Below are 18,451 nucleotides of genomic sequence, written 5' to 3' on the forward strand. Positions count from 1 at the left end.
GTCATTCTTCCTTCTTCATTTTTCTCAGTTTCTCCTTGATGCGGTTCAGCTTGGTGGCTACGTTGGTCACGGTGAGCCCCGTGATTTCGCTGATTTCCTCGTAGCTCTTCTCCTCGAGGTAGAGCAGGATGATGGACTTCTCCAGCTGCCCCAGCCGGTTGATGAGGCGGTACATCTGCTTCAGCATGGCCTGTGTCTCGTCCCATTCCTCGCTGCGGTCGGCTTCGGCGGGTGTCAGCGACACGATTTCGGGGATGTTCTTCTCCTTGCGCATGAAGCTGATGCAGGTGTTCAGCGCGATGCGGTAAATCCATGTGGACATCTTGCACTCGCGCCTGAACTTGGGAAAGGCTTTCCACAGGTTCAGCACCACCTCCTGGTAGAGGTCGCTGAGCGGGGCGTTGGGGGTGGCATACAGGTAGCACACCTTGTAGATGACTCGTTCGTATTCTTTTATCAGACGGACGAACTCTTGTTCTATCGGGTCCATGATCTTTCTCGGGGTGAAGGATGTATTCAAGCTTTCTTGTTTCATGAGTCGCAGGGCGGGGCCGAAAATCACAGCTTATTGCAGATTGGCCGCCAGAAATTTTTTCATCTCTTCCAGCGGCAGGCCGCGCCGGCGGGCATAGTCTTCCAGCTGGTCGTGGCCGATGCGCCCCACGGCAAAGTAGCGGGCCGCCGGATGGGCCAGCATCAGCCCGCTGACAGAGGCGTGCGGGTGCATGGCGCCGTTCTCGGTCAGACGGATGCCTATCCGGCTGAGGTCCAGCAGGCGGTCGATGAGGAAGTTGACCGACTGGTCGGGCAGCGACGGATAGCCTACGGCGGGGCGTATGCCCTGGAATTTCTCCTGAAACAGGTCGGCTATGGGCAGGTCTTCGTCGGGGGCGTATCCCCAGGCGGTGCGGCGCACGTAGAGGTGCATCCGCTCCGTGGCGGCTTCGGCCAGGCGGTCGGCCAGCGTCTGCACCAGGAGTTGGCGGTAGGGGTCGTCGTCGCCGAGGGTTTCCGCTTCGCCTCCTACGGTAGCGGCAAAGACGCCTACCGTGTCCTCGATGCCCGACGAGCGTGGGCGCACGAAGTCGCTCAGGCAGAGGTAGGGACTGCCGTCGGCATGGGGCGTCTGCTGGCGCAGCAGGGGGAAGGTGACGCCGTTCAGCAGCAGGTTGTCGCCTTCGGCGTTGGCACGGCACAGGCGGAAGAGGACTTGCACACGCAGTTTGCCTTCCAGCTGTGCGAGCATGCGTTGCGCTTCCTTGAAGAGCTGCATGGCTTCGGCTGCCTTGGCGCGGTCGGCTTCGGGGAAGCGGGCCAGCCACAGGGCGCGGCACGAGTCGCATCCGTGCAGGTCGGCAATGGTGGCAAACCGTGGTTGGAAGCCCCAGGCATGGAAGAAGTAGATCCAGTTGATGTAGGGGGCTGTTTCGGCAAGGGTATAGGTGAGGAGCATGTTCGTTCCGGTTATGTTTCGTTGTAAATATCTGTAACTGTCTTCGGACGGGATTTTCAGTCGGGGTCTTTCACCGGTTCTGAAGCGGTACTGCCGAAGGTTTGAAACATCGGGGCCTTATGTTTGAAACATTCGACCCCTATGTTTGAAACATAAGCCCCTTGGGGTTTAAACCTGTTTGGGCGGGCCGGTTGGCTCCGGATTCGGTCAGATTTCTGTTTTGTAAACTATCATTACCTTCTTCCCACCCGATTGGAGCTGGCGTCAGCGGTCGAAGCGCAGTGCCTCGCCCCGATAGCTTTCGTCGACTTCGCGGCCGTCGTAAACGGTATGGCCGTTGACGAAAGTACGCTCCACGTGCCAGTCGAAGGTGTGTCCCTCCAGCGGACTCCAGCCGCACTTGCTCTGGATGAGGCTCTTTTCCAGCGTCCAGGGGGTGTCGGGGCGCACCAGTACGAGGTCGGCCTTCCAGCCTTCGCGGATGAAGCCGCGCTCGCTGATGCCATAAAGCTGGGCAGGGGCGTGGCACATCTTCTCCACGACCTTCTCTATCGTGAAGATGCCTTCACTCGCCAGCTGGAGCATGCTCACGAGCGAGAACTGCACCATCGGCATGCCCGACACGGCCTTCAGCGCGCCGCCCTTCTTCTCGGTGATGAGGTGGGGGGCATGGTCGGTGGCAATGACGTCTATCACGTCGTCGTTGACGGCACGGCGCAGGGCGTCGCGGTCGGCCTTGGTCTTCACGGCCGGGTTACACTTGATGAGGGTGCCCAGTGTGCGGTAGTCGGCCTGGCTGAACAGCAGATGGGCCACACAAGCCTCGCCCGTAATCTTCTTGCCGCTGACGGGGCCTGCCTCGAGCAGGTTCAGTTCGCGGGCGGTGGAGAGGTGGAGCACATGCAGGCGGGCACCCGTTTCGCGCGCCAGCTTCACGGCCAGGCTCGACGAGGCGTAGCAGGCGGCCGAAGAGCGGATGTTGGGGTGCTTGCTGACGGGCACGTCGTCTTCGTCGGCATATTGCGCCTTGTATTTCTCCATGTTCCGTCGGATGGTGGCGGGGTCCTCGCAATGGACGGCGATGAGCAGGTCGGTGCTGCCGAAGATGGCGCGCAGGCTCTCCATGCGGTCCACCAGCATGTTGCCCGTGCTCGAACCCATGAAGAGCTTGATGCCGCACACGCGCGAACGATCCAGACGGGCAAAGTCGCCGTAGTTGTTGTTCGTGGCGCCGAAGTAGGCGGAGTGGTTCACGATGCAGCGTTCGTCCAGCAGGTTGAGCTTGGCGTCGAGGGCTTCGAGGGTAGTGGTTTGCGGCAGGGTGTTGGGCATGTCCATGATGCTGGTGACGCCTCCTGCGGCGGCCGCCCGGCTTTCGCTGAGGATGTCGGCCTTGTGCGTCAGGCCCGGGTCGCGGAAGTGCACGTGGTCGTCGATGGCGCCCGGCAGCAGGTAGCAGCCGGTGGCGTCGATGGTTTCGTCACAGGGGGCGGAGAGGGGTTTGCCGTGGGTCAGCACCTCGGCGATGCGGCCCTGGTCGGTGATGACTACGGAGCCTTGTATGGTTTGTCCCTCGTTGACGATGAGGGCGTTGTGGATGAGGGTACGTTTCATGTTATGAGCGGTTAGTGGTTAGCGGTTAGTGACGTTGTTGAGCGGTCAGTGGTTAACGGTTAGCGGTTAGTAGCCGTCCGAATGGAATACTAACCGTTCACCGCTCACCACTAACCGTTAATCTTCGGATACTTCTTGAACCAGCTGTCCCACTTCAGACGGATGACGCCGAAGACGGCTTCGCCGAAGATGCTGGAGTTCATTTTCGAGGTGCCCAGCTCGCGGTTGATGAAGATGACGGGCACTTCCTTCACCTGTGCGCCGCACTTGTAGGCGGTGAACTTCATCTCGATTTGGAAGGCATAACCCTTGAAGCGGATGGAGTCGAGGTTGATGGTTTGCAGCACGCGGCGGCGGTAGCACACGAAGCCCGCCGTGGTGTCGTGGATGGGCAGGCCCGTAATGATGCGCACGTATTTCGAGGCGAAGTAGGACATCAGCACGCGCCCCATGGGCCAATTCACCACGTTCACGCCGCTCACGTAGCGCGAGCCGATGGACACGTCGGCCCCCTCCTCGGCACAGGCCTTATAGAGGCGGGGCAGGTCCTTGGGATTGTGGCTGAAGTCGGCGTCCATCTCGAAGATGTATTCGTAGTCGTGCTCCAGCGCCCAGCGGAAACCGGCGATGTAGGCGGTGCCCAAGCCCAGCTTACCGTGACGCTCCACCATGAACAGGCGGTCGGCGAACTCTTCGCGTTGCAGGCGGCGGACAATCTCGGCCGTACCGTCGGGCGACCCGTCTTCGATGACCAGGATGTGGAAACCATGCTCCAGGGCAAAGACGGCCCGTATGATGTTCTCGATATTCTCCCGCTCGTTGTAGGTCGGGATGATGACGATGCTGTCTGATGTATGCATATCTTTTATGGATTGTAAATGTGCCACAAATGTAGTGTTTTCCATTGTTTTTTCAGTAGGAAAACAGTGCTTTTCTTTGCGGCGGATGTATTCTTATCCATTTTCTTCGTAATTTTGCACGGATAATTTTCACGCACATGAGCTTTACGATTACCGAACTGCAACAACGATACGCCGCCCATCCGCAGATTGAGGCGGCCTTGCGCCTGCTGGCCGACGACCAGCTGAAACACCTCTTCGTGGGCGGGCTTCACGGCTCGTCGGCTTCCCTGCTGGCCTCGGTGCTGGTGGGGCGGGCAGGTCGCCCGTTCGTCTTTGTGCTGGGCGACGGCGAGGAGGCGGGTTACTTCTATCACGACCTGGTGCAGGTGCTGGGCGACGGGCAGGTACTCTTTTTCCCCTCGTCCTTCCGCCGTGCCATCAAGTACGGCCAGAAGGATGCCGCCAACGAAATCCTCCGCACCGAGGTGCTCAGCCGCCTGCAGAAGGACAGCCGCGGCTTGTGCATCGTCACCTTCCCCGACGCGCTGGCCGAGAAGGTGGTGTCGCAGGGCGAGCTGGAGCAGAAGACGCTCACCCTTCATGCCGGCGAGCAGGTGGACATGACGTTCGTCACCGAGGTGCTCCACAGCTATGGTTTCGAGCGTACCGACTATGTGTATGAACCCGGCCAGTATGCCGTCCGAGGCAGCATTATCGACGTATTTTCCTTTTCCAGCGAATACCCCTTCCGTATCGACTTCTTCGGCGACGAGGTGGAAAGCCTGCGCACCTTCGAGGTGGAGACACAGCTGTCCAAGGAGAAGAAGGAGAGCGTGGTCATCGTGCCCGACCTCAGCAATGACCTCTCGGCAGGCGGCACGGGCGGCATGGTGTCGTTTCTCGACTTCCTGCCCGCCGACACCATCCTGTCCATGCGCGACTTCCTGTGGCTGCGCGAACGCATCCAGCAGGTGCACGACGAAGCTCTCACTCCCCAAGCCATCGCTGCCCGCGAGGCGGAGGAGAACGGTGACATCCGTCTGGAAGGCAAGCTCATCGACGGCGGTGAGTTCACCGTCCGTGCCCTCGACTTCCGCCGCCTGGAGTTCGGCACCAAGCCCACAGGCACGCCCGACGCTTCGCTTCAGTTCGACACGTCGGCGCAACCCATCTTTCACAAGAACTTCGACCTCGTGGCCGACAGCTTTGCCCGTTATCTGGCCGACGGCTATACCATCTATATCTGTAGCGACAGCACCAAGCAAACCGACCGCATCCGTGCCATCTTCGAGGAGCGCGGGGGCGAGAAGATTACCTTCACGGCAGTGGAGAAGACCTTGCACGAGGGCTTTGCCGACAACCAGCTGCGCCTGTGCGTCTTTACCGACCACCAGCTGTTCGACCGCTTCCACAAGTACAACCTCAAGAGCGACAAGGCCCGCAGCGGCAAGGTGGCCCTTTCGCTGAAGGAACTGAACCAGTTTCAGCCGGGCGACTATGTGGTGCATACCGACCATGGCGTGGGGCGCTTTGCCGGCTTGGTGCGCATCCCCAATGGCAATACCACGCAGGAGGTCATCAAGCTTGTCTATCAGAACGACGACGTGGTGTTCGTCTCCATCCACTCCCTCCACAAGGTGTCCAAGTACAAGGGCAAGGAGGGCGAAGCGCCCCGCCTCAACAAGCTGGGCACGGGTGCGTGGGAGAAGTTGAAGGACCGTACGAAGAAGAAAATCAAGGATATTGCCCGCGACCTCATCAAGCTTTACTCGCAACGCCGCGAGGAGAAGGGCTATCAGTTCAGCCCCGACAGCTTCCTGCAACGCGAGCTCGAAGCCTCGTTCCTCTACGAAGACACGCCCGACCAGAGCAAGGCCACGGCCGACGTGAAGGCCGACATGGAGAGCGCCCGGCCGATGGACAGGCTGGTGTGCGGCGACGTGGGATTCGGAAAGACGGAAGTGGCTGTGCGCGCCGCCTTCAAGGCCGCGTGCGACAACAAGCAGGTGGCCGTCCTGGTGCCCACCACCGTCTTGGCCTACCAGCATTTTCAGACGTTCAAGGAGCGTCTGAAAGACCTGCCCTGCCGCGTGGAGTACCTGAGCCGCGCCCGCACCGCCGCCCAGGCGAAGGCCGTCATCAAGGGATTGGCCGCAGGCGAGGTGAACATCCTCATCGGTACCCACCGCATCCTGGGCAAGGACGTCAAGTTCAAGGACTTGGGTCTGCTCATCATCGACGAAGAGCAGAAGTTCGGCGTCAGCGTCAAGGAGAAGCTCCGCCAGCTCAAGGTGAATGTCGATACGCTCACCATGACCGCCACGCCCATCCCCCGCACCCTGCAATTCTCGCTGATGGGGGCGCGTGACCTCAGCGTCATCCAGACGCCGCCGCCCAACCGCTACCCTGTCCAGACAGAGGTGCATACCTTCAACGAGGAAGTCATCATCGACGCCATCAACTTCGAGATGAGCCGCAACGGGCAGGTGTTCTTCGTGAACAACCGCATCTCCAACCTGCCCGAGCTGAAGGCCATGATCGAGCGCAACATACCCGACTGCCGCGTGTGCATCGGTCACGGTCAGATGGAGCCGGCCGAACTGGAGAAGATTATCTTCGACTTCGTGAATTACGATTACGATGTGCTCATCGCCACCACCATTATCGAGAGCGGCATCGACATCCCCAACGCCAACACCATCATCATCAACCAGGCGCAGAACTTCGGCTTGAGCGACCTGCACCAGATGCGCGGGCGTGTGGGGCGCAGCAACAAGAAAGCCTTCTGCTACCTGTTGGCGCCCCCGCTGTCCAGCCTGACGCCCGAAGCCAAGCGACGCCTGCAAGCCATCGAGAACTTCTCCGACCTGGGCAGCGGCATCCACATCGCCATGCAGGACCTCGACATCCGCGGGGCAGGTAACATGCTGGGCGCCGAGCAGAGCGGCTTCATCGCCGACCTGGGTTACGAAACCTATCAGAAGATCTTGACCGAAGCCGTACGCGAGTTGAAGAACGACGAGTTTGCCGACCTCGTGGCCGAAGAGCAGCAGGCGGCCGACGGTAGCGGGCAGATCAGCGGCGAGCAGTTTGTGGACGAATGTCAGGTGGAGAGCGACCTCGAACTCCTCTTGCCCGCCACCTACGTTACGGGCAGCAGCGAGCGCATGCTCCTCTACCGCGAGCTCGATTCGCTGGTGCTCGACAAGGACGTCGATGCCTTCCGCGCTCGCCTCGAAGACCGTTTCGGCCCTGTGCCGCCCGAGACGGAAGAGCTGCTGCGCATCGTGCCCTTGCGTCGTCTGGCCGCCCGTCTGGGAGCCGAGAAGGTGTTCCTCAAGGGTGGCCGCATGACCCTCTTCTTTGTGTCCAATCCCGACAGCCCTTACTATCAGAGCCAGGCCTTCGGCAAGGTCATCGCCTACATGATGAAGTACACCCGCCGTTGCGACCTGCGCGAGCAGAACGGCAAGCGCAGCATGCTGGTCAAAGACGTGCCCACGGTCGAAGAAGCCGTTGCCACCCTGCAGGAGATGGTGGCGATGGCGGTGGAAGAATAAGTGGTGGGATAAGCCTTACGCATGCCTCGGCCGTATCATCCTGAAGACGGACGACAGCGTGTGTTGGATGGGTTTGCTCAGGATGATGAGCGTCACGGCCACTAGGATGAGGACGATGCCGAAAGCCTCCTGCAAGGTGAACGCCTCGCCGAAGACCAGTGCGCCGATGCACACCGCCGTCACAGGCTCCATGGCGCCCAGGATGGACGTCAGCGTACCGCCGATGTACTTCACGGCCAGCAGCAGGGTGATGTTCGAGATGACCGTCGGCACTACGGCCAGCAGTATCAGGTTGGTGGCCGACAGGGCGTCGGGTATCGGCTGGATGCCTTCGTTCAGCCCTGCCTTGACGGCAAACATCAGGGTGGTGAAGACGAACACGTAGAAAGCCAGCTTGCGACTGTTCATCGTCCGCACGCGCGACTTGTTCACCGTCGTGATGTAGCTTGCGTAACCCACGGCCGAGAGCAGCACGATGACCATCCCCATCGGGTCGAGCACCAGCTCGCCGCCCTTCAGCGACAGCTTGGCCACGCCATAGATGGCCAGCACAATGGCCGCCCACGTCACCCACGACGCCCGCTCCCTGAAGAGCACTAGCATCAGCAGCGTGACGAATACGGGGTAGGTGAAGTGCAGCGTCGTGGCCACGCCTGCCCCCATGAAGTCGTATCCCCAAAACAGAAACAGGGCCGAAGCCGTGTAGAAGCCCGCCAGCAGCAGGAGGAAGGGAATGTCTCGTCCCTCAATGCCGAAGGGCTCCTTGTGCAGCTTCATCATCCCCGCCAGCGCCAGCGTGGCGAAGAGGAAGCGGTAGAAGAGGATGGAGTCGAGTGACATACCTCCCTGCATCAGCGGCAGGGTGAAGAGCGGAATGAGGCCGAACGTCACCGACGTGGCCAATCCGTAGATAAAACCTTTCAATCTGTTCATGCTTGCGATACGTTTTTTTTCGTGAGAAATGCGTGCAAAGATAGCGCAAACCGAGGGAAGCACAAAGCGAAAACAACGTTTTCAGCTTTTGCTTCGGAGGTGCAGCCTATTTCTGTTCTCGCCTCCTACAGGTTGCAGAACAGGTTCACGAAGAAAGGCACGCTCAGGTCGATGAGGATGCCGTGGAAGATGGCGATGGGCATCACCTCCTTGCCCGAACAGCGCGTGATGGAGGGCAGCAGCACGTCCATCGAGTTCACGCCCGCGGCCGAGATGGGAGCCAGCTGTCCGAAGTATTTGCGGATGAGGGGTGCGCCCACCAGCGACATCATTTCGCGGATGATGTTGCTCAGCAGGGCGATGGTGCCCAGCTCCGTGGCCAACTGGAGGCCGATGGAAGGCTCCTTGAACTGCGTGATGAGGATGGACGACAGCGAGTAGTAGGCAAATCCGCTGCCCACGGCCATGCAGTCGAACACGCTCCACTGGCTCAGCAGCAGGCTTGCTGCGGCCGAGAACGCCAGGGTACCTGTGATGGTGGCTGCGGGTACCAGCAGCATCTTGGGGCTTAGCTTCTTCAGTTCCTGTTGCAGGCCTCGGTTGCTTCCGATGCCGATGCCCACCTGCAGCATCAGGGCATAGAGGATACAGAGCGACCAGTTGTGCATGTTTGCTTCCGGTTGGAAGCCGGCGCCGGCCAGGCAGCCGATGCCGAAGATGGCGAGTACAATCAGATTGTTCTTCATTTCTCTTCTCCTTTCTCAAAAAACAGTTGGAAAACGATGCGTGCGGCCACGATGCTGCCTGCCAGGCTCAGTACGGCCAGTATGGCTGCCTGCCATCCCACGCGCCCCAGGTTTTCCACGATGAGGCGGTTGGAGCCGATGGACAGCCCCAGCACAAACAGCAGGGCAGCAATGGTGAGCGAAGTGCTCTTCTCGATATTTTTCAGAAACTTCCCGTCGTGCAGGAAGCGGCCGATGACGATACCGGCCAGCATGGTACATATAATGCTGAACATAACGATTCTCTCTTTCTCTTTTTTTGAGGTTGAACACAATGAACGGGGCGGGCAGACGTCATGCGTGCCTGCCAGATTGATAGGGATATGTCAAAAAGAAGGGGAGAGGAAACTTAGATGAACCCGCTGAACCAGTGCACATGAATGGTCGGCCTGCTGCCCATACCTGGGTTCAGGCGGGCAGGCAGGCTTTTCCTGTTGGATATGTTGGATAACTGGTTCATGAGTCTTATTTCTTGGTTTTGCGGGGGCAAAGGTATAGCTTTTATGAATATATTCCAAATAAATATGCAAAAATCTATCTTTTCATCCCTTTGTATCCCTAAAACTCTTCGTCCAACCGTTGTATATCTGACGTGTGTGCCCTAATTTTGGGCGTCATTTCAAGAAGCGAAACCATGGCCGACTTGTACAAGGGAAATCTGACGGAAGGCAGCATCACGGGCACGATGCTCCGCTTTGCCTTCCCGCTGATGCTGGGCAACCTGTTGCAGCAGTGCTACAACGTGGCCGATACGCTCATCGTGGGGCGTGTCCTCGGCGCCGATGCCCTGGCCGCCGTGGGTTCGTCGTATGCCCTCATCGTGTTTGTCACGTCCATCTTCATCGGCCTCTGCATGGGGTGCAGCGCCGTGTTCTCCATGCAGTATGGCGCGCGCGAGTTCGACGGCTTGCGGCGCAGCATCTTCTCGTCCATGCTCATCGTGGGCGGCGTCACGCTGGTGCTCAACGTGGCTTCGCTCCTTTGGCTGACGCCCGTCATCCGCCTGCTCCACACGCCGCCCGAGGTAGAGCCGCTGGCACGCAGCTACCTCTTCATCGTCTTCCTGGGCATGGTGCCTGTGTGCGTCTACAACTTCTACGCCTTCCTGCTCCGTGCGATGGGCAATTCCGTGGTGCCCCTCTGCTTCCTGCTCGTATCTGTGGTACTCAACATCGGGCTCGACCTCCTCTTCATGCTCGGTTTGCACATGGGAGTCGAGGGAGCGGCCCTCGCTACGGTAGTGGCTCAGACGGTGGCCGCCCTGGGGCTTTATCTTTATACCCGCCGCCGTTTCCCCGCCCTGCGCTTGCGCAAGGCCGACTGTGTGGTCGACTTTCCGTCCATCCGCCGCCTGTCTTCCTATTCGTTGCTGACGTGCGTCCAGCAGTCGGTCATGAACTTCGGCATCCTCCTGGTGCAGGGCTTGGTCAACAGCTTCGGCACGGCCGTCATGGCCGCCTTTGCCGCGGCGGTGAAGATCGACTCCTTTGCCTACATGCCCGTGCAGGACTTCGGCAACGCCTTCTCCACCTTCATCGCTCAGAACTTCGGAGCCGGCCGCACCGACCGCATCCGTCGCGGCATCCGCAGTGCCGTGTGGCTCACCACTGCCTTCGCCCTGCTTGTCTCCGCCCTCGTCTTTGTGGGCGCCCCCTGGCTGATGTCGCTTTTCGTCTCCCCGTCCGAGGCAGAGATTGTCGCCATCGGCGTGGAGTACCTGCGCATCGAGGGCAGCTTCTACGTGGGCATCGGCTACCTCTTCCTGCTCTACGGTTTCTATCGTGCCGTGGCTCTTCCCTCCCTGTCGGTGGTGCTCACGGTGGTGTCGCTGGGCACGCGCGTGTTGCTGGCCTATCTGCTGGCTTCGCTGCCCCAGGTGGGCTATACAGGCATCTGGTGGTCCGTTCCCATCGGTTGGGCGCTGGCCGATGTTGTGGGCGTGTGGTACTATCGCTCCCGCCGGTTGCTTTCCCGTTAGCGGCTGGGGTAGGGAGAATTGTAGAACGATACTTTTCGGGGAGGAAAACACTGCTTTCCGAGTGCTAAAAGTATCGGAAACAGTTGTCGTTTCCCTTTATTTTCTTACCTTTGGAAAAAAAAGTCATAACCTGAAATTTACCGATTATGAAAAGACGCTGTTTATTCCCTCTTTGTCGCGGAATCATGTTGTATTTCGCCTGTCTGTTATCCGCCAGCTTGTGTGCACAAGTGTCTGTTCTTGAATTGCCTCCAGCCGATACACTTCTTCATGTGGGGTATGCCCGAGGCACGCTGAACAACCTGTCGGGCTCCGTGGAGCTTATCACCGAAAAGCAGATGAACAAGGAGCTGCTTTCCAATCCGTTGGAGGCCATCCAGGGACGTGTGGCGGGGCTTTCTATCCGGAAGAACAGCAACGGTACCGCTGCCCTCGAGTCCGTGCGCCTGCGTGGTACGACCTCGCTTACCAGTGGTAACGAACCTCTCATCGTGGTGGACGGTGTGCCGGGCGACCTTTCGATGCTGACTTCGCTCTATCCCACCGACATCGAGAGCTTCACCATCCTCAAGGATGCTTCGGAGACGGCTCAGTATGGTTCGCGGGGTGCCTCGGGTGTCATCAACATCGTCACCAAGCGCGGTGCGGGAGGCAAGACGCATGTCAATTATAGCGGCATTTTCGGCATTTCCCACGCCTACCGGCACCTGGACATGCTCGATGCCGACGCCTACCGCCAGGCGGCCGCATCCCTTGGTTACGAGGTGGTGGATCTCGGTCACAACACCGACTTCCAGAAGGCTATCGAGCAGACAGGCATCCAGCAGAACCACAACATTGCCCTCTATGGTGGTGGAGAGCGGTCGGATTACCGCGTCTCGTTGGGCTATCAGGAGCGTGAGGGCGTTATCCGCAACGAGGCGATGAAGCTGTTTACCTCGAACATGAACCTGAACCAGAAGCTGATAGACCGTCTGCTCGATTGCGAGTTGGGCCTGTTCGGCTCTGTCAAGCGCGACCGCACCCTGTTCGACCTCCAGAAGACCTTCTACTCCGCCGCCGCCTTCAACCCCACCTTCCCTGCGGGCAAGAACGCTTCGGGCGGATGGGACCAGCTGACGACGGCCAGTCAGATTACCAATCCCCTGGCGTGGATGGAGGTGGACAACCGCGACGCCACGTCCTACTTCAGTGCCCACGCGCGCCTCAACCTCAGTTTGCCGTTCGACTGGAAGCTGGTGCTCTTCGGCGCCTACACCTATAGCGAGACGGAAGACGACCAGTACCTGCCTACGCCCGTTTGGGGAGGCGGCCAGGCTTATCGCGGCAGCCGTCGTTCGGAGACCTTGTTGGGCAACATGATGCTGACGTGGCAGAAGCAGAAAGGCCGTCACTTCATCGACCTGCTGGCCTTGGGCGAAGTGTCCAAAGATACCTATTCGGGCTTCTACACCACCGTCACCAACTTCTCGTCCGACGAGATGGGTTACCACAACCTGCAGGGAGGTGCCCTGCGTCCGTGGGAGGGGACGGGTTCCTACTACGACAATCCGCGCCTTGTCTCCTTCCTGGGGCGCGTCAACTATACGTTCGACAACCGCTACGTGCTCACGCTCAACGCCCGCACCGACGCCTCGTCCAAGTTTGGTGCCAACCACAAGTGGGGCTTCTTTCCCTCGGCGTCCGTGGCATGGAATGTGACGCAGGAAGACTTCATGCGCTCCGTCACGTGGATAGACAACCTGAAGGTGCGCCTCGGCTACGGCTTGGCGGGCAACCAGGGCGGCATCGACTCCTATACCACCATGTCGCTGGTGAAGCCCAACGGCATCGTACCTGTGGGCAATGCGCCGCTCGTCACCTACGAAAGCCTGCGCAACGCCAATCCCGACCTGAAGTGGGAGGTGAAATACACGTTCAACGCAGGGTTCGACCTGGCCATGCTTGACAACCGCCTGCTTCTCTCGTTCAACGCCTACCGCTCCAAGACCGAGGACATGCTCTATTCCTACCACGTCAGTGTCCCGCCTTTCCCTTACAACACCCTGCTGGCCAACATCGGCTCCATGCGCAACAGCGGCCTTGAAGCGGCCGTCGGCTTCACACCCCTCCGCACCAGAGACATGGAGCTGACCGTCAACGCCAACGTCACCTGGCAGCGCAACAAGCTTCTCTCGCTGAGCGGCATGTATGACGGCAAGTGGATTTCGGCCGCCGAATACACGGCCATCGCAGGTTTGGACGGTGCCGGCTTCCACGGTGGCTACAACAACATCGTCTATCAGATTGTGGGGCAACCTCTGGGTGTGTTCTACCTGCCCCATTGCAACGGCCTTGTGTCCGACGGTAACGGCGGCTACAAGTACGACATTGCCGACCTCAACGGTGGGGGCGTGAACATGGAAGATGGCGAAGACCGCTACATTGCGGGTCAGGCCGTACCCAAGGTGATGCTGGGCTCCAACATCAGCTTCCGTTACCGTCGGTTCGACGTGTCGTTGCAGGTCAATGGCGCCTTCGGCCACAAGATCTACAACGGCACCGCCCTGACTTATATGAACATGAACAGCCTGCCCGACTACAACGTCATGGCCGATGCCCCCGCCCGCATGATAACGGATCAGACGGCCACCGACTACTGGCTGGAGAGCGGCAACTACGTCCATTTCGACTATCTCACGTTGGGTTGGACGCCGCCCTTGCGTGAGGGCAAGCTGCTGAAGAGCATCCGCCTGGCCTTTACCGTCAACAACCTGGGCACCCTCAGCGCCTATTCGGGCTTGACGCCGCTCATCAACAGTACGCAGGTCGACTCCACGTTGGGGGTCGATGACAAGCGTACCTATCCCTTGTCGCGTACCTATACGCTCAGTCTTAGTTTGAACTTCTAAATAAAGAAAGGAGACCGTCATGAAACAACATACCCTCTTCCCGTTTGTCGCCACCCTGTTCTTCGTCCTGCTTCTGGCCGGGTGCAGCCGTTTTTTGGAGGAAAATCCCCGCGACGGCATCAGTGAAGACCAACTGGCCACTTCCTTGCAGGAAGTCTATCGTTTCCACGTAGCCACGCTCTACAATCACGTAGGAGGTTGCGAAGACAGCCAGGGCCTGCAAGGCACAGGTCGTGGCGTTTACGACCTCAATACCTTTACCACCGACGAAGCTATCATGCCCACCCGCGGTGCCGACTGGTACGACGGCGGCTTCTGGCAGGGACTTTATCTCCACCGCTGGGGTGTCAGCAACAATGCCATTTTTCACACGTGGGAATACCTCTACAAAGCCGTTGTCCTCTGCAACCATTCGCTGGTCAAGATAGATGCCTATGCCGCCGCCCGCCCCGCCGACGATGTGGAGCCTTATAGAGCCGAGGTGCGTGCCCTGCGTGCCTTGTTCTATTACTACCTCATGGACCTCTTTGGCCGTGTGCCCCTCATCAGGCATACCGATGACGCCTCCGCCGACCTCCTGCAGGTGGAGCGGAGCGAGCTTTTCCGCTTCATCGTGTCCGAACTTCAAGAAGTCTTGCCTGCCTTGAGCGGCGAACGCAGCAACCAGCCGGGTGTTTACTACGGCCGCATTACCCGCCCCGTCGTGTGGTTCCTGTTGGCCAAGCTCGCTTTGAATGCCGAGGTCTATGCCGACGACGACTGGACAGACGCACTCCGCCCCGACGGCAGGCAGCTGTTTTTCGATGTGGACGGCGTGAAGATGGATGCCTGGCAGACCGTCTGCCACTATTGCAACCTGATAACCGAAAGCGGATATACTCTGGAAACTGACTATCGGAGTAACTTTGCCGTGTTCAACGAGTCTTCGTCCGAGAACATCTTCGTCATCCCCATGAACAAGACTCTTTACACCAACCAGTTCATCTACCTCTTCCGTTCGCGCCACTACAACCATGCCAAGGCCCTCGGCTTGGGAGGCGAGAACGGTGCGTCGGCCACGCTCGATGCGCTCGATGTCTTCGGCTACGGCACGGACGAGGAAGATCCCCGTTTCCGCCTTTGCTATTATGCCGACGAGGTGACCGACCTGCAAGGCAATCCTGTCCTGCTCGACGACGGCCGTACGCCCCTTGTCTATGAACCCCGCTGTGTGGAGCTCGACCTTTCGGGCAAGGAATATGAGAAGACCGCGGGTGCCCGCATGAAGAAGTACGAGGTCGATCCCACGAGCTTGAAAGACGGCAAGTTGGCCGACAACGACATCGTACTTTTCCGCTATGCCGACGTGTTGCTGATGCAGAGCGAGGCCAAGGTGCGTGCCGGCGGCAATGGCGATGCCGAGTTGGAGCAGGTACGCCGTCGGGTGGGAGCGCCTTCACGTCCGGCTACGCTGGAGACCTTGCTCGACGAACGTCTGCTGGAGCTGGCTTGGGAGGGCTGGCGCAGGCAAGACCTTGTCCGCTTTGGCCTTTTCACCCGTGCCTACAGCCATCGTCCGCAGGTAGAGGATGAGGCCACCGGTTTCACCACCGTCTTTCCCATCCCCGAGAAGGTCATCAGCATGAACCCCCAGCTGCGTCAGCACAAAGGTTACTGATGGTGCGTACACATGCGCTGCCTGAAGGGGAAATCCGCTGCCTTTACCCCTTCAAGCCGAATTTCTTCCGATAGTACGACTCCGCCGTGTAGAGCGCGGCGGCGGGGTTGTTGCCCGTCACGCGGTCTTTGGTGACGAGGGTGGTGGCGTAGGCCTCGGAGTACTTGTAGAACAGGCTGTCGTGCCCCACGCAGAGGCCGATGACCACGTTCAGGTCCGTCTGTGCCTCGTTCAGCAGGCGCGCCTGCAGGATGGGGTTGCACATGGCCGCCCCGATGGATTCGCACGCCTGCGGGATGCCGATGGACGATTTCGCCTTGCCCGCCACCTTGCAGATTACCGCCAGCGGTTCGAAGCCGTTGGCTTGCAGGATGCGGGCAAAGATGCGTGCCTCGCGGATGAGGCCGATGCAGTGGGCGATGCCTATCTTGTGTGCCCCTATCTTTCGGGCAAACTCCATGATTTCCTGTACGCGCGTCCATTGGCAGTAGCCTTCGTATTCCACTTCGGCGCTGGCCACCATGATGTCGTGGTTGCGCGGTTCGTCGTAGCGCTCCAGTGCCCATTGCAGGTCTTCCTCCTTCAGGTGGGTGGTGGGGCAGAATTCGGGATACGTACGGTTCTGGTACTTGCAGTTCTGTGTGCCGCAATCCACGCACGAGTGGCGGGTGGGCGATGAGGGTTGTTCGGAGGTATTCATAGGGTAGATAATGTTTTTTATGATTGTTGCGAGGGTAAAATTACGTGCTTTCCGCCAAATGGGCAAACGGTTCGGCGATTTTTGTGCGGAGAGTGTCGTGAGGGCAGAGGAGGGGGACTTGTGCCCCTCCTCGGCGTAATCTTCACTTCACCGTGATCCACACGCCTTCGCCCCGTTCCTTGGCTTCGACGATGAGTTGCTTCACCAGGCGGACGTAGAGCGTGGAGCACTCCAGCTGGCGCGACTCCTCGTTGTATTCGCCCACGAGGATGCACCCCTCGGTGTCCGTGGGCAGGTTGCCCGCATGGATGCGGATGCCCTCGAAGAAGGGCACGTTCAGCAGCAGAGGCAGCCACTTGCCGAACTTGGGGCTGAGGGTGATTACCACAGGATAGCGCCCTTCGGGGATGGCCGTGCGGCCCTTCACCTTGCGTTCCTTCTTCAGGTCGCGCCACGTGGGCTCCATCGTGTCGCACATTTCCTTTCCGTCCACGGCCAGCACGCCCAGCGTGCAGCCTTTCCTTTTAGTAGTTCTTGTCAATGTCAGTTCCATCTTTTCTGAATTTTAGTTTTTGATAACTGTCAACTGTTGACTGTTGAATGTATCCTCGGTATATCCATTGCCGAAGCATTTTGTAGGTGCCTTCCTCATTCTTGCCTTCCCTCAACCGCGTTTGTACCACTTCCCGAAAGGTAAACTGGTCGGGCAGCAGTTCCAGCAGGTTACGCGGGCCCTTGTGGCTGCGCAGGTTGACGGTTTGTGCCTCCTCGATGTCCGCTCCGAAGAATTCCATCTTGCAAGCCAGGTCGTACTGGAGCGACCAGCGGATGAAGTCCTCGAAGGTCTTGTCCCATTGGCAACCGTTGGCCACGTAGAGCACGCACGCCTTCAGGTAAGCTATCACGTTGGCGCGGAAGGAGAGGTTTTCGTACACGCGGCTTTGCGAGAGGCGGGCGAAGTCGGCACACTCCTCCTTCAATGTTTGCGCCAGCTTGTAGGCCTGCGGGCAATCTATCAATCCCTGCGCCTTCACGAGGTTTTCGATGTAGGGGCGCAGCTCCTCATCGAAGGCGGCGTCGTAGGTGCCATAGACAGGCATCTCCGCGCCGATTTCGCGCTCGGGGATGGTGCAGAAGTTGATGCGGCTTATTGGCCCGTCCGTCAGTACACGGCTGAAGTATCGCTTGCCTTTCTGAATGGTCGTGGCGGCATTCCAGTTGAAGCGGATGGTCACCTTCTCCGTGACGCTCTGCACGCCCACACGCGTCTGTCCGTAGCGGTTGCCGGGGTCGAAGGACAGGCACATAATCTGGAACTGCTGCCCTGTGCGCCCTGTGCCCTTCAGCGCATCGAACTGGTCGATTTCGTTCAGCTTCGTGTAGAGGAAGTGACCGTCCGCCTCGGCCATGCGCATCACGAAGGCGGGGTTCGTCATGTCGGCGTCAATCTCCTGGATAATCAAGCCTTCGGGTCGCTGGCGCTTGTCCTTGTTGGCACCCTTCGAGGTCACCTCGTTCTTCCACTCCCGCTCGCGTCGCAGGTTGTCCTCGTCGCGGCGGCGGATGTCGGCCATGATGCGGTTGATGGGTTCCGAGATGCAGTCCTTGCCCGCGCCCGTGCCTGCCATCAGCACGTTCATCAAGGTGGCTTCGTGCTCCACGTTGTCAATGTATTTAAACCTTACGCGATGCAGGTGCGCCCCCAGCGAGGGGAAGACGGCGTGCGCCACGGCTGCCTTGTAGACGTCGGGCGTGCGGCTCACCAATAGTTTGATTAGAGCAGGCAAGCGCTTTGGTAATGGAGAATTGAGAATGGATAATTGAGAATTATTATCCTCGTCATCCGCTGGCCATTCTCCATTCTCAATTTTCAATTCTCCATTATTCAGTGCTTCTTTCAACATCTTCGGCATCGAGTACCACTTCGCCGAGCAGGCGGAGTGTATCAGCCCCCGCATCTCCTCCTCGGACAGGCCGTAGCGTGGCATCACTTGCAGGAGCAGCGCCTCGTCGTTGTCCGCAATGTAGCGCAGGTGCG

General features: G+C 59.2%; 13 protein-coding genes and 1 pseudogene. 4 read left to right on the forward strand and 10 right to left on the reverse strand.

The genetic code is table 11. The annotated features are described in order from the left end of the window. Position 1: 1 nt before the first annotated feature. From RDO88_RS02385 to RDO88_RS02400, 4 genes are all read right to left on the reverse strand, one after another. Positions 2 to 490: an RNA polymerase sigma factor gene (locus RDO88_RS02385; protein WP_205094195.1), complete on the reverse strand. Its 489-nt coding sequence runs from the start codon at positions 488 to 490 to the stop codon at positions 2 to 4. A gap of 75 nt (positions 491 to 565) precedes the next feature. After that, on the reverse strand, positions 566 to 1,453 hold the full coding sequence (locus RDO88_RS02390; RefSeq protein WP_307757832.1) for a vitamin B12 dependent-methionine synthase activation domain-containing protein: 888 nt from the start codon (positions 1,451 to 1,453) through the stop codon (positions 566 to 568). Positions 1,454 to 1,717: 264 nt separating this feature from the next. Then, on the reverse strand, positions 1,718 to 3,067 hold the full coding sequence (locus tag RDO88_RS02395) for a dihydroorotase (protein ID WP_307757833.1): 1,350 nt from the start codon (positions 3,065 to 3,067) through the stop codon (positions 1,718 to 1,720). Positions 3,068 to 3,177: 110 nt separating this feature from the next. Next, a complete protein-coding gene (locus RDO88_RS02400) occupies positions 3,178 to 3,927 on the reverse strand; it encodes a glycosyltransferase (RefSeq protein ID WP_307757834.1) in 750 nt (249 codons plus the stop codon). A gap of 137 nt (positions 3,928 to 4,064) precedes the next feature. On the opposite strand from RDO88_RS02400, the gene mfd reads away from it, so the two are divergent. Further along, a complete protein-coding gene (gene mfd, locus RDO88_RS02405) occupies positions 4,065 to 7,469 on the forward strand; it encodes a transcription-repair coupling factor (RefSeq protein WP_307757835.1) in 3,405 nt (1,134 codons plus the stop codon). A 15-nt stretch (positions 7,470 to 7,484) separates the two neighbouring features. Here mfd and RDO88_RS02410 read toward each other — a convergent pair whose 3' ends face one another. From RDO88_RS02410 to RDO88_RS02420, 3 genes are all read right to left on the reverse strand, one after another. After that, complete coding sequence (locus RDO88_RS02410) at positions 7,485 to 8,402, reverse strand: EamA family transporter (protein ID WP_307757836.1); 918 nt, start codon at positions 8,400 to 8,402, stop codon at positions 7,485 to 7,487. A 125-nt stretch (positions 8,403 to 8,527) separates the two neighbouring features. Next, positions 8,528 to 9,148 carry a lysine exporter LysO family protein gene (locus RDO88_RS02415; RefSeq protein ID WP_075317775.1) on the reverse strand — a complete coding sequence of 207 codons (621 nt, stop codon included), beginning with the start codon at positions 9,146 to 9,148 and terminating at the stop codon, positions 8,528 to 8,530. Continuing rightward, the gene (locus RDO88_RS02420; protein WP_022019748.1) at positions 9,145 to 9,423 is read right to left on the reverse strand and encodes a LysO family transporter; all 279 of its coding nucleotides are present in this window, start codon (positions 9,421 to 9,423) and stop codon (positions 9,145 to 9,147) included. The genes RDO88_RS02415 and RDO88_RS02420 overlap by 4 nt, the downstream gene beginning before the upstream one ends. Before the next feature lie 398 nt (positions 9,424 to 9,821). Between RDO88_RS02420 and RDO88_RS02425 the strand changes: the two genes are divergently transcribed. The 3 genes from RDO88_RS02425 (at position 9,822) to RDO88_RS02435 (ending at position 15,713) form a co-directional block, all read left to right on the forward strand. After that, positions 9,822 to 11,165: an MATE family efflux transporter gene (locus RDO88_RS02425; protein WP_307757837.1), complete on the forward strand. Its 1,344-nt coding sequence runs from the start codon at positions 9,822 to 9,824 to the stop codon at positions 11,163 to 11,165. 146 nt (positions 11,166 to 11,311) lie between these two features. Beyond that, the gene (locus RDO88_RS02430; protein ID WP_374043885.1) at positions 11,312 to 14,056 is read left to right on the forward strand and encodes a SusC/RagA family TonB-linked outer membrane protein; all 2,745 of its coding nucleotides are present in this window, start codon (positions 11,312 to 11,314) and stop codon (positions 14,054 to 14,056) included. 19 nt (positions 14,057 to 14,075) lie between these two features. Continuing rightward, positions 14,076 to 15,713 carry a RagB/SusD family nutrient uptake outer membrane protein gene (locus RDO88_RS02435; RefSeq protein WP_307757838.1) on the forward strand — a complete coding sequence of 546 codons (1,638 nt, stop codon included), beginning with the start codon at positions 14,076 to 14,078 and terminating at the stop codon, positions 15,711 to 15,713. Between the two features lie 43 nt (positions 15,714 to 15,756). Here RDO88_RS02435 and RDO88_RS02440 read toward each other — a convergent pair whose 3' ends face one another. The 3 genes and pseudogenes from RDO88_RS02440 to RDO88_RS02450 form a co-directional block, all read right to left on the reverse strand. Next, positions 15,757 to 16,413, reverse strand: a complete 657-nt coding sequence (locus tag RDO88_RS02440; protein WP_307757839.1) for a DUF1847 domain-containing protein — start codon at positions 16,411 to 16,413, stop codon at positions 15,757 to 15,759. A 142-nt stretch (positions 16,414 to 16,555) separates the two neighbouring features. Further along, complete coding sequence (locus tag RDO88_RS02445; RefSeq protein ID WP_307757840.1) at positions 16,556 to 16,966, reverse strand: DUF5675 family protein; 411 nt, start codon at positions 16,964 to 16,966, stop codon at positions 16,556 to 16,558. Further along, positions 16,938 to 18,451: pseudogene (locus RDO88_RS02450) on the reverse strand (VirE protein); the annotation flags it as partial. The gene RDO88_RS02445 and the pseudogene RDO88_RS02450, both read right to left, overlap by 29 nt.

It is taken from the genome of uncultured Mediterranea sp., from assembly GCF_902493215.1.
Lineage (GTDB): Bacteria > Bacteroidota > Bacteroidia > Bacteroidales > Bacteroidaceae > Bacteroides.